Annotated in this window: 9 protein-coding genes; all 9 read right to left on the minus strand. The window is 40.9% G+C overall.

Features of this window, described 5'->3' with window-relative positions; genetic code table 11:
- Window positions 1-255: 255 nt before the first annotated feature.
- The 9 genes from ACSAZL_RS11490 to ACSAZL_RS11530 all read right to left on the minus strand — a co-directional run bounded on the left by ACSAZL_RS11490 (window position 256) and on the right by ACSAZL_RS11530 (window position 14,130).
- Window positions 256-1,221 carry an ABC transporter permease gene (locus ACSAZL_RS11490; RefSeq protein WP_440948840.1) on the minus strand — a complete coding sequence of 322 codons (966 nt, stop codon included), beginning with the start codon at window positions 1,219-1,221 and terminating at the stop codon, window positions 256-258.
- Window positions 1,222-1,479: 258 nt separating this feature from the next.
- Entirely contained in the window at window positions 1,480-2,976 is a 1,497-nt protein-coding gene (locus tag ACSAZL_RS11495) for an N-6 DNA methylase (protein WP_440944792.1), read from the minus strand.
- A gap of 45 nt (window positions 2,977-3,021) precedes the next feature.
- Window positions 3,022-3,384 carry a hypothetical protein gene (locus ACSAZL_RS11500; RefSeq protein ID WP_440944793.1) on the minus strand — a complete coding sequence of 121 codons (363 nt, stop codon included), beginning with the start codon at window positions 3,382-3,384 and terminating at the stop codon, window positions 3,022-3,024.
- A gap of 15 nt (window positions 3,385-3,399) precedes the next feature.
- Window positions 3,400-4,761, minus strand: a complete 1,362-nt coding sequence (locus tag ACSAZL_RS11505) for an McrC family protein (protein WP_440944794.1) — start codon at window positions 4,759-4,761, stop codon at window positions 3,400-3,402.
- A gap of 14 nt (window positions 4,762-4,775) precedes the next feature.
- Window positions 4,776-6,839, minus strand: a complete 2,064-nt coding sequence (locus tag ACSAZL_RS11510; protein ID WP_440944795.1) for an McrB family protein — start codon at window positions 6,837-6,839, stop codon at window positions 4,776-4,778.
- Window positions 6,840-6,870: 31 nt separating this feature from the next.
- Window positions 6,871-8,202: a restriction endonuclease subunit S gene (locus tag ACSAZL_RS11515; protein ID WP_440944796.1), complete on the minus strand. Its 1,332-nt coding sequence runs from the start codon at window positions 8,200-8,202 to the stop codon at window positions 6,871-6,873.
- Between the two features lie 122 nt (window positions 8,203-8,324).
- Window positions 8,325-9,701, minus strand: coding sequence for an ATP-binding protein (locus ACSAZL_RS11520; RefSeq protein WP_440944797.1), 1,377 nt, complete (start codon window positions 9,699-9,701; stop codon window positions 8,325-8,327).
- A 915-nt stretch (window positions 9,702-10,616) separates the two neighbouring features.
- Window positions 10,617-10,739: a hypothetical protein gene (locus tag ACSAZL_RS11525; protein WP_440944798.1), complete on the minus strand. Its 123-nt coding sequence runs from the start codon at window positions 10,737-10,739 to the stop codon at window positions 10,617-10,619.
- Window positions 10,740-11,376: 637 nt separating this feature from the next.
- Complete coding sequence (locus ACSAZL_RS11530; RefSeq protein ID WP_440944799.1) at window positions 11,377-14,130, minus strand: type I restriction endonuclease subunit R; 2,754 nt, start codon at window positions 14,128-14,130, stop codon at window positions 11,377-11,379.
- Between the last annotated feature and the right edge of the window lie 240 nt (window positions 14,131-14,370).

The following is a 14,370-nucleotide window of genomic DNA, read 5'->3' on the forward strand; positions in this document are numbered from 1 at the left end:
TCTGATGAGATCGTAAAAAAGCAGTTTATAAGGTCAGAATGAATTTTATGATGAAATAACCGCATATTATGAAGCCTGTTATGTAAAATCCTGCTGTCAATGTATCTGGTTTTTCATATCTTTTTTTCATTCTTTTTTCCATTCTTTTCCCTCAGTTTTTCTCTGTATGATTTATTCTCCTCTTCAGACTTCCTTCAGGATATTACATTTATCCTGTGTCTCACTCTGTTATACAACTTTTGTACGAGGTTCTATTTATACTTTTGAAACGGCCTTTTTGTTTAAGAGCACAAGGAGAACACCCAGCCAGGCAACACCAATACTATCGATAACGATTATTTTTCGCAGAACACTTCCGTTAAATGTCTTTTTCCATACGGAAACATATTCGCCGGAAATGTAATTTTCAGCAGGATACTCTTGAAAGAGCTTATCTAACACCGACTTTTCCGAGCCGTCCGCTGTAAAGATAAAGATTTCATTCGCATATTCCGGATGGAAATAATCATTCGTTTTCTTATAGTCGAGATTTCTTGTTACAAATTCATCAAAAGTGTCCGCATCATACTGATATAGCCCATAATTTCTTTTTGCGTCAAAGGAGATGTAACAGATATCATAGCCGTTTATGCCCACGATGGTATAGGTTTCATTGTCATAATCGATCTTGCTGCCGATTGCCCGGGTCAGCATTTCATCGGTGTATGCAAAGTGCTTTTCCAGCAATTTATTTGAGATTGTAATTTCATGGGCGCCGTCCCGAGGAAGTCTGCCTTCTTCCAGATATTCTGTCCCGTAGGGGATAACAGTCTGATTAAGGTAATCCTGTGCTATGGCTTCAGGCACTGCAATGAGATTCAATTTATCCGGTAATCTGTCTTCGCTTGCAGCTGTATAAATAATGGAATCTAAATAACTGGTGTCATAAAGAATTACATTTTCAACCCCGTCCATTGAAGCAATATCAGGTATGTCTTCGTAGGCTATCATCCGATCATAGTAATCGGGATCGATATCCAATCCGGCACCTCTGACATAAACTGCATTAAGGTCCCCGTATGTGTGATCTGCTTGATAGATAGCAATGATATTGCCTGGGGGTATGGTGTCCGTACAATAATCAGAGGTAATTTGAGAATATGTGAACAGGGATAAGGCTGTGATAATAAGTACTGTTAGTAAAACTGATAGAATTTTGATTTTTTTATTTTTGGGGATAATTTTTAGCCAACTCCGTGCTGCTAAAAGAGGACTTTATCATAATATTCGGTAGATTCCACTCTATAGATATTAATCTTGTTTTTTGTTTACTGGTCCGTTACTATATACTTGTTTCCTGTGATCCGATCGCGAGTTTTTTAGCAGGATGAATCACGGTGTGGGTTATGGAGATAAACAGACTTCTTGGGCCTACCCTGCTCTTTAAGGTCAGGGGGGTTAGCCCATTATATGGCAGGGAAAAAAGAAGAAATTGATATTTCACTTCTCTTCATCTTCACCGTTAATTGTAGCCATTATTTCTTTGAAACTCGCAAGTGAAGCCTCCATATTCTCAATTATCTCGTTTGCAAGAATATCGGGGTCCGGAAGGTTATCGAGGTCAGCGAGGCTTTTGTCCTTGAGCCAGAAGATATCCAGATTCGTTTTATCCCTTGCTACAATTTCATCGTAGCTGAATTTCCGGAACCTGCCTTCGGGAGATTCCTCGCTCCATGTTTCTTTGCGGCTGTAGCGGTTTTCAGGGTTGTAACATTTAATAAAGTCTTCCAGATCGGAATATTTCATAGGGTTTTTCTTCAAGGTGTGATGCACATTTGTGCGGTAGTCGTAGATCCAGACTTCTTTTGTCCAGGGGTCTTTTGATGCTGGTTTTGCTTCAAAGAAAAGCACGTTCGCCTTTACACCATTTGCATAGAAAATGCCTGTCGGCAGGCGCAGGATTGTGTGCAGGTCGGTAGTTTCAAGAAGTTTTTTGCGGATGGTCTCTCCTGCTCCGCCTTCAAAGAGGACGTTGTCCGGAAGTACGACTGCTGCCTGCCCGCCGGTTTTGAGGATCGTATGGATATGCTGCAAAAAGTTGAGCTGCTTGTTGCTTGTGGTCGTCCAGAAGTCCTGGCGGTTGTAGGTGAGGTCTTCTTTTTCCTGCTCCCCTTCTTCGTTTGTGAAGGTCATGCTGCTCTTCTTTCCGAAAGGCGGGTTTGTGAGGATGTAATCGTAACGGTAGCCCGGATCAGCTATGAGGGCATCAGAATTGGAAATCATTGGCTCCCCGTCTATTTCCCCGATGTTGTGCAGGAACATGTTCATTAAAGCAAGCCGTCTGGTTCCTGCAACTATTTCGTTTCCACCGAAAGTTTTGTTTTTCAGGAAGCGGCTCTGCTCCCGATCCAGCTGGTAATGCGAGGTAAGGAAGTCATAAGCTGCCAAAAAGAACCCGCCTGTGCCACAGCAGGGGTCTCCGATTGTTTTCATGGGCTCGGGCCGGAGGCACTGTACCATTGCCTTGATGAGCGGCCTCGGGGTGAAGTACTGTCCGGCTCCGCTTTTTGTATCTTCTGCATTCTTTTGCAGGAGCCCTTCGTAGATCTCTCCTTTTGTGTCCACACCCATCATGACCCAGCTTTCCTTGTCGATCATATCAATGATCTTGTAGAGCATGGCAGGGTCACTGACCTTGTTCTGGGCTTTGAGGAAGATCTGCCCGAGCATCCCCGGCTTTTGCCCGAGCTCTTCTAACAGCTCTTTGTAGCGGGTATCGAGTTCTGCTCCACGCTGCTGTTTCAGATTATCCCAGGTATATTTATCCGGGATGCCGATATCCCTGTTGTACGGCGGCTTCCTGTACTCTTCCGCCATCTTCAGGAATATGAGATAGGTCAACTGTTCCAGATAATCTCCGTAGCTCACGCCCCCGTCCCTCAGGACGTTGCAGAAGCTCCAGACTTTGGAAACGATGGATGAGGTGTTTTCAGACATGGTTTGGACTCTTGGGTTTGGAATAATATTTTTGTTTTTGCTTCCTTACGAAACTTGATTTTCAATATCCATTGCCGGCTTGCGCGGTAGCTTACGCGGTAACTTGCGCGGTAACTTGGGGGGTAGCTTGAGGGGTAGCTTGAGGGGTAGCTTGAGGGGTAGCTTGCAGGGTAGCTTGAGGGGTAGCTTGAGGGGTAGCTTGAGGGGTAGCTTGAGGGGTAGCTTGCGGGGGTAATCTATGGTATCATTTACGGTATCATTTACGGTATCACTTACAGTATCATTAATCAACAGGCGATATCCTTTGACTCTGTAGTTTGCATTTTTGTTTCCTGCTCCCTCAATTGCTCCTTCAATTGCACCCTCAATTGCACCCTCAGTTTTCTGGCCAGCAACAGGAGTAATCATTTTACAAATCAAAGTTCAGAACTCATCAGATAATATACTTCTTAATTCAGCTTTTAGCTTTTTTTCAACAGATAAGTGACCATCAAGTGACCAGAAAGGAACATCTACAGCTTTGATTTTGATAGTTTCATCCTTAGTTCCTTTATTAATCAAAAACACAGAATCATCTGCCGGCTTATCAGAGGTATTCGGATAGATAAGCAGTACTTTATCTGTTCCCCGCCTGTAGGCATAGCTAATCATTTGATACATATCAGTTTGAGCTATTCCTTTCTTTGAATCGCATTTTTCCAGGTTCCACCTCGGCTTGTATTTGGTGTCAATAATTATCTGCTCCTCTGTTTTTTTATTTGTGAGCAGGATGTCGTGTTGAAGATTAAACGTATTCGGGCTGGTATGCAGGTAAAGGTCTGACTTCTGAGGCTCCACTTTGAATGTATTACTGAAGTGTTTCCGGATGTAGCCCGAGATAAAATCTTCAAAAATATATTCCATCGGAAATAGCAAGCTCCAGTTTTTGAACTCATACTCCTGATAAGAATACACCTGATTTTTCAGTATCATGCAGCAGATCTGAATTACGTCTTCGTAATCGCTGTATAGCGAAGGTATCCGGATGACCTGGAGCTGCTGTACAGAACAAACCTGGTCGTCCACTTCGTCCAGCATAAAGATGATTTCATTCAGGATTCTCTGTGTTTCGATGACCCTGGTTTTAGAGTGAAGTAACCGGGTACAGTATTTGATAGTACGATTTAACAGATTATCAAATACGAAAGGCTCATAGTCGCAGTCAATCATGTGATAATTTCCGCAAGACATTCTGGCCGCGTACCGATCAAAGTTTATCCTCCCTCTGGGCGTGAACAGAGCTTCCTGTACTTCTTCATAAGCAGAATAAGGTCGAATACTAATTACTTCATGTATCTGTTTTGCGAACAAATACAGAATCAGCTCAGGCAGTTCAAAATCGAAACGGTCAAGAGATGTCTGATTAAACGGGAACTTTACTTTTCTACAGTAACTGAACCAGTAAAATAAATGGCGGTGCATCAGCTCTTTGATTTTGCTTGTTTCAGGCTCTTTAAGTTCGTTTTGAAAAACCTTAGGATATATTTCAATATTAGAGTTTTCAAAGTGAATGAACCCGATGTAATTCCTTGCTCTGGCCCTTTTACCATCAAAACTCAGAAAAGGCTGATATTTTGAACTTGGATTTGAATCCAGACCTGATTCGGAGCCTGAATCGGAATTTTCATCTTCAAGCTGGGCTGGCCAGATTTCTTTATACTCTTTCCATAAGGAGCATAAATACGATTCAAGCCCTTCACGGTTATCAACGTCAAATTGTTTACCGTATTCGAATGTAGTAATCATGATTACCGTTTAACTTACTGCTTGATTTCCCAGCAATACTTTTCAGTATCGTATTTAACGGACCATTTGCTTCCATTGAATATTTCTTCAACAACTTCGGTCTTGCCAGAAAAATATTCCATAAGCAAGGGGATCACCTTGTTCTCAAGCACTTTGGAGGTTTCCGGAGGTTCGTCCCCATTCATGAAATACCCGTGACCAATTAAGTAATCTGCAGACTTCTTTCGTTTATATATCTCATTATTGATGTGTCTCAGAATATCCCCGCTGAACCTGTCTACTTTACTGTAATCAGGGAAATAGCCCTGGAATTCAAAGCGCCTTCGCAATGCGATATCAATCATTGCTATCGATTTGTCAGCGGTATTCATTGTCCCTATTACATAAATGTTGGGCGGGATTCCAAAATCAGTGTCTTCACCAGGGATACTGAGCCTGAGTTCGTTTTTAGCTCCAAGACGTTTATCTTCTTCCAGCAGCGTTATAAGCTCTCCAAATACTTTTGAGATATTGGCTCTGTTGATTTCATCAATGATGAGAACATACCTTTTCAAGGTAATCTCTTTTTGATTCTGCGACTGAAGATAATTATGTTCTGCCCTTTTGCAAATCCTGTAGAATATGCCTTCTTTACGCTGGAATTTCAAAGTTGAAGCTTCATTAAGGTCAGGACGAATCCCAATCATAAAATCTTCATAGCTGTAGTTTTGATGAAAAGTAATAAATTCAATCTGTCCATCTTTCCTGAGAGCATCGAATACTTCTTTGTTCTCCTCATGACTGACATTATTTCCGGTTATAATTTCAACCGCCAAATCAATTGTATAGTATGTCTTTCCAGTTCCAGGAGGTCCATATAATATGATGTTGCAAGGAAACTTGTCCAGAACATTTACCTCATTTTCATTTTCTCTTGTAGGCTCTGTTTCATCTGAAACAAATTCAACGCTAAAATGAGGCTTAAATATTCTATTATTTGCGTCATCTAATTTTTGTGGGGAAATTTCAGTTAGAGTACTATTTCCACTAGGATATATGTACTCTTTATAGTTTTTAAGATCAGATGGATCTGGTTTTGTCGCAGATCTGATGTATTCCACTTCTCTGTAGAGCCAACCGCTTTCATTAATAATATCTTCTGGAACATATTCCCAGGAGCCTGAACTGACTTTTGCTACTTCAAAGAGTTCATCGCCGCCTACAGTGATATATAAGTAGTCACCAACATGTAATTTATTTTTGAATTTTTCGGCCTGACCTTTTGCAGTACTTTCGTGAAGGACAATCCAGTGTTTTTGTTTAAAGATATCAAGAACATTTGCATATTTATTAGTCTTAAATTCCCCATGAGACATTTTATACAGTTTGCTACCTGCTAATGGAATAGTTAATATGTCTTCTTGAGGCTCATCCTTAAGGATCGATTCCTTATTTTCTTCAAAAAGAGATATTAATGCTTCAAAGTCAAAATTGGAAGAATTTTTTTCTTCGGGTCCTTTTACATACACTTCTGGGTAACGATAAACACCATATTTAATCTTACCATTTTGAAAATCGACAAAAAGCTGTAATGCTGTAGTTTGAGACTTATGCTTGCTATTATAAATCGCCAACCACGATCTATCGGTTCCTAAATACCTAGCACCTTGAAAGTCAACAAACTTGTGTTTAACTTTTCCTTTTAATTGTAATCTTTCAATTATCTCATCTATGAATTGCTCCACAAATCCCCTAAACGGTTTGTGTCCGTAAGAAGTGACGAATGGATGAAATATAGAAAATGGCTTTTGAAATGCTATAAATTTATCTTCTTGTCCGGTGCGGCGTTTAAGAATAAATTCATCAAACGTTCGTTCATCCAGCTTATTTCCATCTAGCAAATATTTCAAAACATCTTTACGTAAATCTGTAACCGGCCCTGATTTCGATCTATACTCATAATTTAGTGGAGCCAGATCCTCATTAGATAGACTATTGAGTTTTTCGACTAAGGCATTTTTGTCCTCATAAAGTTTGGATATCTCTTTAGATGTATCACATACTAACTGGATACCTTTTTTGATCTCATCTTCTCTCATAAGAACTACTTCCGGTTTAGATCACTCAGAATTATTTTCTTGCTCTTTCCGACTTTACTCTTTCCAGCAAAACCTCAGCTGGCTCCCAATCTTCTGCCCCGAAAACCTCTGCTAGTTCCCTTTCATTAAGCAACTTCCCCTCAAACGCTTTTTTCAAAATACTCTGCCTCAGTGCTTTGGCTGTTTCCAGATTCGTTTCAATGTCCTGTTCGATCTTATCGCAGACTGAAAGGCGGGTTTCGATTTCCTGAACGATGGTTTGTTGTTCGGGAAGAGAACAATAAGGTATAGTTAAATTATTCACATCTGCTAAACTCAGGTTTGCCCTTGCAACGTCTACAACTTTACTAAGGTAATCCTGCTTTGCTATTTCTGCATTCAAGAAATAAGTTAGATATGAATTATTCAAATCATCAGTTAATCTAATAATTGCAACTGCTTGGTTAATATTGGATAAAACCTCTTGATTGAAAATGGCAGCTCTCCCAATTGAAGCTCCTACAAGATTAAACAAAACATCTCCTTTTTTGAGAGTTGATCTTTTTTGCTTTTCATTAAATCCTAAGGGTAAAAATTTCTTTTTCGTTAAGTCGATAAAGCCCTTTCGAACATTTTCGCTAGTAATGAACAAAAGTTGAGATTCGTCATTCACGTAATTGAACCCTTGCCATTTTGGAGAAGCTCCTTTTGTTATTAATTCAGCAAAGTCGCCTATTCTTTTTTGAGTCATCATTATGCTATCTCTTGTCAGCATTCCCTCAAATGCTTTCTTCAGCACCGCCTGCCGGTAAACCTTGAGCTGTTCCTGTGCCAGTTTGAGGTTGGCAATGCCGTTGTCCAGTTCGCTGAAGAGTTGTTCGATTTTGAAGACTATGGCGCGTTGTTCCTCTAATGAACATAATCCAATAACATGATCAAGAATATGATTTTTTGACAAGCCAGGTATATCACCCTGAGCTTTCATTATCAACACATCAATTTGATGTTTTATAGCGTGAAGTGTATATTTGAAATCAACTTTAGAAGATGGCAAAAAGGCATAAATATCACGGCCAATTGCACAAGAAACACCTGGAAATATTTTTCCAACGCCAGCTCCTTTGACAGTAATAAAAATGCAACCCTCTGGTACTAAACGTTTAGGAAATTCAGTCCACTTTGTTTCTTTAATTTTACTCCCATCCCATTGCTCAGGACCAGTAACATAGGGAACACCGCGCTTTTCTTGATTCACTTCTGCAATTGAAGGGGATTGACCACAGAATAGCTCTCCGACGGAATCAAGTCTAATCCATACCCATCCCTCGGGAAGCTTTGGTAATTCAGAAATTTCGGCTTCAGTTAAAGATTTAATCGTTTTCATCTTAATCAGTCAAAGCCTCTTTTACTTGTTAATAACATCGTTCACGAGCCGGAGTATTTTCACCCAACTTTTCACCCAACTTTTCACCCAACTTTTCACCCAACTTTTCACCCAATTTACTCTCAGGAGTTAAGTTCTCTGTTTTCCAGATTAACTTCCCAATAGCCACCTTTATCTGGACCTATCCTTTTTAAAAGTCCTTTGTCTTTGAGATTTGCAATCTGTTTTTCAACTGCACGCGAACTAATCCCTAATAGTGTGGCTAGTTCCTGAGCAGAAATGTATTTATTTTCTGAGATAAAGTGGAGTATTTTCTCCGAACTTTTCTCCGAACTTTTCTCCGAACTTTTCTCCGAACCTTCACTTAACTCAATTTCAGAAATTGCTTTCAACCTTCGGAAAATGACGGAAAAACCACTATCAAAAGAGAACTCCACCGAGGACCTTTCATTTTCAGCCACAGCCTGTTTAATCCGGTTTATTCCGGTGCCGACCTTTTCGATGTAATTTATGCGGTTTAAGAGGGATGCAATAAGCGGATTGCGGGCAACGCTCTTGCGTCCGAAATCAGAGGGTTTCAGGCCGCTCGGCAGTCCGCCGGGATTGGAGATCTCGACTCTGTCGTCAAAAACCTCGATAAGTACGTTTCCGCTTTTGTCAAAATAGTCACGGTGACAGATGGCGTTAATAATGGCTTCCCTGAGGGCTACATCCGGAATATCGGGGATCTCTTCCCGCTGCAATTTCTCAATCTTATACTGCACATTTGTGTGCCTTTTGACGAAAAGAATTGCATTGTTAATGTTTTCAACAATATTTCCCTTGAAATCCTTCTTGTCAAGAATATTCACTTTTTCCGTTCCCTTATACAAAACACAGACAACAATTGCATGATTTAACAGAAAATCGATGTCTCTGGCAAAGAACAAAACTCCGGCATTGGTAAATTTTCCATCATCAGTTATGCAATCCAGATTTCTCATCAAAGACATTCTGTCAATTGAATGGGTAATTCCCGCCAGATTAAGGAAGTTTTCAAATGCCTTCTCATCAAAATCGGATTCAAAAACCGCTTTATCGTTTTTCAGCTCATCGAAATGAACCCTGCCCTCTTTCTGGAAAAACTCGATAATCTCATTGCGGGTAAGTTTCTGGGAATTTGCTCCGTTTCGAATAAAGAACCCTCTGGAACAGGCGTAAGGTTTGTCGTTTCCGTCCGGTACATCAACTATGATAAGGTTATCTTTGATTTCTATGCCAACATTAAGATTGGGCTGCAATTGTCTAAGGGAATCCTGAATTCTCGATCTGAAATTATTATCGGTATTTATTCCCTTTATAATTCCTTTATCGGAAACTCCGAGGATAACCTTACCTCCACTGGAATTGGCAAAAGCACAAACCTCCTCGATAAACGATTTATCAAGAGATTCTTTAAACTCGATGTGATACCCTTCTCCAGCTTCAATAATCTCCTCTATCCAATTATTCATACTCATGCCGCCAGTGACTCACTTAATTTTGTATTCAAACTTTTTCCGAATTCCTCTATCCAATTATTCATACTCATGCCGCCAGTGACTCACTTAATTTTGTATTCAAACTTTTTCCGAATATATCTCCGAACTTTTCTCCGAACCTTTCATTATCAATTTTGGAGTACTTTTAAGATGTCAGTTGATTAAATAACTGTCTACTTGTGCCTTTCAGCAATTTAATAAGAAATTTGAACTGATAACGGCATATCTGCCTGTATTAGAGTCACAAACGAAGAAAAATTCTGTTCATTTTGCCTCAAAACAGTTTCATGATGTCGTTTGTCAAACATCTAAAACGAAATGGGGAAAAGTAGTAAAGGAAGAGAAATGAGGTATGTACGCTTTAACTTTGATCAAAAGAGTGAGTAAAGGGTTCACAAGGTCTGGTCTGCAACAATGAAGTTTTTGCGGGACTGAGATTTACTCTGTCCTGAATTTGCTTCATTCTAAGCTTACACGTCAATGAAGTAGATTTCGGGATCGGTTTTCAAGCCGTCTTTAATTTGCTTCATTTTAAGTTTACGTGCCAATGAAGTTATTACTGGATCAGCTTTCAGACTGTCCTTGATTTGCTTCATCTCGCAGTTTACGCCATAAATGAAGTATAATTACGGGATAGGTTTTCAAACCTTCCTGAATTTGCTCCAACTTATGCTTACGCGTCAATGAAGTATGTTACTGGATCAGATTTTACTCTGTCCTGAATTTGCTCCACCTCGCAGTAAAAGCATCAATGAAGTCAATTTGTGGATAGGTTTTCAAGCCGCCTTAATTTACTCCACCTTATAGCTTACGCGTCAACGAAGTAGATTTCGGGTCAGTTTTCAGGCTGTCCTTAATTTGCTCCATTTTAAGCTTACGTGTCAATGAAGTTTATTACGGGATCAGCTTCAGACTGTCCTTAATTTGCTTCATCTCGCAGTTTACGCCATAAATGAAGTCTATTTCGGAATCGGTTTTCGTGCCGTCCTTAATTTGCTCCACCTTATAGCTACGCATTAATGAAGTATATAATGGATCAGTTTTCAGGCTATCCTGAATTTGCCTCATTTTAAGCTTACACGTCAATGAAGTAGATTTCTAGATCGGTTTTCAAGCCGTCTTGAATTTGCTCCATTTTACAGCTTACGCATCAATGAAGTTCATTGCGGGACCAGGATTTACTCTGTCCTTAATTTGCTTCATTTTACAGCTTTGTTCCTTGTGAACAATATATAATATGTAAGTTCCTGTATATAACACTGGCGGTATAATTACTAAGAGTAATATTTCTAACTCATTTTTTTTCAAAGTCTACCTGTAAATCATCTGTCATATGCTCTGCCGATCAGTGCGTTACATCAAATGCTTTACTAATTTTTATGTATTATTTAAAAATCAGAGAGGAGCTTGATGGCAAATTCGAAAAGTTTGCACAAAAGAATCAAAAAGAACTTTAAAATATTTTTAATAAAACAGAAGAAATCATCCAGGATCCGCTTAGATTCAAAAATTTAAGAGCCACGATGAACCATCTCAAAAGAGTGCACATTGACAAACATTTTGTTCTGGTTTTTTCTGTTGACGAGGAAGCAAAGACCATAACACTTGAAGATTACGATCATCACGACAATATTTACTAATTTCCGATTTTTGCTTACGCCGCCAGTGCCTCATTCAATTCACTGATAATCATATTCATCTCATCGCCAAAGAGCTGGTACATTCTGCCGCTTCCGCCATGAACGTCAAAAGGATAGTAAGCAAGATCGTCTATTTCCAGATGGAAGCTGTTAGCCACATAATCTTTTATCATGCGGAGCCAGTTCATCTGGTCTTCACTGAACTTGAGGGTTCCAGCCTGTTTTTTGAATACCCAGTCCTGGAAGTTGCGGTTCACGGTCTGGTCGTAGGAGGTCAGCACAGGGTCGATTTCAGTTATCCTGCGGATTAAGGAAACCAGGGCTGTGAGTTCGTTTTTCGGGGAGTTTCCGTTCACCTTTTCCAGCTGCTCGTAAGCCTGCCAGATCCTGAAGGGGGCGAAGTGGGGCTTTTCCAGTTTCAGTTTATCCATCACTTCTTTTATCATCGCATATGTAACTTCCCTGCGCTGGTAGGGCTGGTTATAGAAAATCCTCAGGGCTGTGAGCTCTTCTTTATTAGCTTCCATATATGCCTTAAAATCGTTAATCAGCTCGTCCGCCCTTACCACAGCGTCTTTGTCCCACTCGGCCCTGTGGACGGTGTCGGTGTTCACGGTATCGATTATCTGCTCATGGACTCTGCGGACGTTTTCGACGTACTCGTTCAGCTCGCCGGAAAAAGTGGATCTGGCAAGGTCAATCAGTGTCTCATGTGCCCTTTTCTTTGCCTCAGCGTCCTGAATTTCAGGCTGGAGCTGTTTAATTTCGGAGGCATGTAGCTCGATAATATCAGGGTTATACGCATAGAGCAGGTCCCTGACGGTCTGGTTGATGGTCTTTCCGTTCGATTTTTCCGCAAAAGTGGCTCTTTCGTCACCGCTTAGCTGCCGGTCCAGCCTTGCCAGCCTGTTAGCCAGGGAAACATAAAGGTCTTCGTCCTGTGCGCCAAAGGTTACTGCTGCAAGCAGGTCTTTCAGAGATGTGCTTTTCTTGCGTTCCAGAGGCCGGCTGTCGGTTTTCATCGTTTTTGTAACGCCAACTGCGTCCACAACCACAAAATGCGTCTTGTCCGAAACTGCCGAAGGAGTCACTTTTTTCAGGTCATCGTAGCCCAGGGTCCGCGTGCCTCTTCCCTTCATCTGCTCGAAATAGTTTCGGCTTTTGACATCCCTCATGAAGAGCAGGCATTCCAGCGGCTTGACATCCGTGCCCGTGGCGATCATATCCACTGTAACTGCTATTCTGGGGTCGTATTCATTGCGGAAAGCTGATAATATTGATTTTGGGTCTTCTTCGGCTTTATAGGTCACTTTCTTGCAAAAAGCATTGCCTTCCGCAAACTCTTCCCGGACTACATTGATAATATCATCGGCATGGCTATCGCTCTTGGCAAAAATCAGGGTTTTCGGGACTTCATTTCTACCGGGGAAGATCTCAGGCAGCTTTTCCTTAAAAGTCCGTATCACATGCCGGATCTGGCTGGGGTTGACCACGTCCCTGTCCAGTTTCCGTGCATCATAGTTGAACTCTTCATCAAGCTGCTCCCAGCGCTTTTTGCGGGTAAGCTTCTCCCGTTTGTCCACAAATTCCTTTGCAGCAATCTTTGCCCCGTTTTTGCTGATTTCAGTCTCAATGGTATACACATCATAACCCACATTCACGCCATCTGCAACAGCATCTTCATGGCTGTACTCGCTAACAACATTCTCATTAAAAAACGCGAAAGTGCGTTTATCCGGCGTTGCTGTTAAACCTATCAAAAAAGCATCGAAATAGTCCAGAACCTGCTGCCACAGGTTGTAGATGGAGCGGTGGCACTCGTCTATAACGATAAAATCAAATTCTTCAACGGGAACCTTTTCATTATATACTACAGGAAGTGGTTCCTTTGGCTGCCATCTCCTCTCGGCAGGGTTTTCTTCTTCAATTTTCTCATCCAGCTCTTCGCCCTTCAGGATGGAGTAAATCCGCTGGATTGTGGAAATGCACACCTGACTGTCCGAAGAGATATAACTGGAACGCAGGCGCTGCACATTATACAGCTCGGTAAATTTGCGGTTATCGTCATTGGGTACATAGGCCATGAATTCCTGTTCTGCCTGTTCACCAAGGTTTTTGGTATCAACAAGGAAGAGCACCTTTTTTGCATCCGCAAATTTCAGTAATCGGTAGATGAAGGTTATGGCAGTATAGGTCTTTCCGGAACCTGTAGCCATCTGGACAAGAGCTCTCGGGCGGTTGTCCTTAAAGGACTTTTCAAGCTTTGAGATCGCTGTAACCTGGCAGTCCCGCAGCCCGTCGGTGAGGAGTTCAGGAATGTCAAGCAGCCTTTCCCGCAGGGGTTTCTTTTTTAAGTATTCATCAAAAGTCTCCGGGCTGAAAAAAGAAAAAACAGGTCTTGACCTCGGTTTAGGGTCGCGAAAATCCGTGAACCGTGTAATTTCCCCTGTACTTTCATATACAAAAGGAAGGGGGTCATTGTTAAGGTACCTTAGCTTACTTGAAGCATACTCGGATGATTGTTCTTCTACGACAGTTAATCGGTGGCCTTCCTCGTCTCTTTTTGCCTCAATTATCCCGACTGGCCTTTTATCAACAAACAGCACATAATCAGCAGGCCCTACATCAGTCAAATATTCCTTAACTGCAATACCCCTTGAAGCACTCCACTCTATCTTGCTTTTTTTCTGCACAATCCAGCCAGCATTATTTAGTTTTTTATCAATTTCATTTCTGGCTTTCTGCTCAGGGGTCTGGTTGTCACTCATATGTATTTACCACCGAAACTTGTTTCCATTCTCCTTTTCCAGATAGGGGTGCCAGTTTCGGCACTCTCTCATTATAACTTAGAGTAGGGGTTCACAATTAATGATAATATCACTCATGGTTACTAAACTCGAATCTAATTTTATCTATTAATGATATTTTACGATAGAATTTATAATTTTGTTTTTACAGATACTTAATGTATAATTAACTCTTTCGATCTTGTATTGGACGAAAATAAT

Source organism: Methanosarcina mangrovi (genome assembly GCF_052057765.1).
Classification (GTDB): Archaea; Halobacteriota; Methanosarcinia; order Methanosarcinales; family Methanosarcinaceae; genus Methanosarcina.

What these genes read in the sequence shown, in the direction of transcription:
- ACSAZL_RS11505 (WP_440944794.1), bottom strand. Translation starts at nt 4,761, where the DNA reads ATGATTACTACATTCGAATACGGTAAACAATTTGACGTTGATAACCGT.
- ACSAZL_RS11515 (WP_440944796.1), bottom strand. Translation starts at nt 8,202, where the DNA reads ATGAAAACGATTAAATCTTTAACTGAAGCCGAAATTTCTGAATTACCA.
- ACSAZL_RS11500 (WP_440944793.1), bottom strand. Translation starts at nt 3,384, where the DNA reads ATGATTACTCCTGTTGCTGGCCAGAAAACTGAGGGTGCAATTGAGGGT.
- ACSAZL_RS11530 (WP_440944799.1), bottom strand. Translation starts at nt 14,130, where the DNA reads ATGAGTGACAACCAGACCCCTGAGCAGAAAGCCAGAAATGAAATTGAT.
- ACSAZL_RS11495 (WP_440944792.1), bottom strand. Translation starts at nt 2,976, where the DNA reads ATGTCTGAAAACACCTCATCCATCGTTTCCAAAGTCTGGAGCTTCTGC.
- ACSAZL_RS11510 (WP_440944795.1), bottom strand. Translation starts at nt 6,839, where the DNA reads ATGAGAGAAGATGAGATCAAAAAAGGTATCCAGTTAGTATGTGATACA.
- ACSAZL_RS11525 (WP_440944798.1), bottom strand. Translation starts at nt 10,739, where the DNA reads ATGCGTAGCTATAAGGTGGAGCAAATTAAGGACGGCACGAAAACCGAT.
- ACSAZL_RS11520 (WP_440944797.1), bottom strand. Translation starts at nt 9,701, where the DNA reads ATGAGTATGAATAATTGGATAGAGGAGATTATTGAAGCTGGAGAAGGG.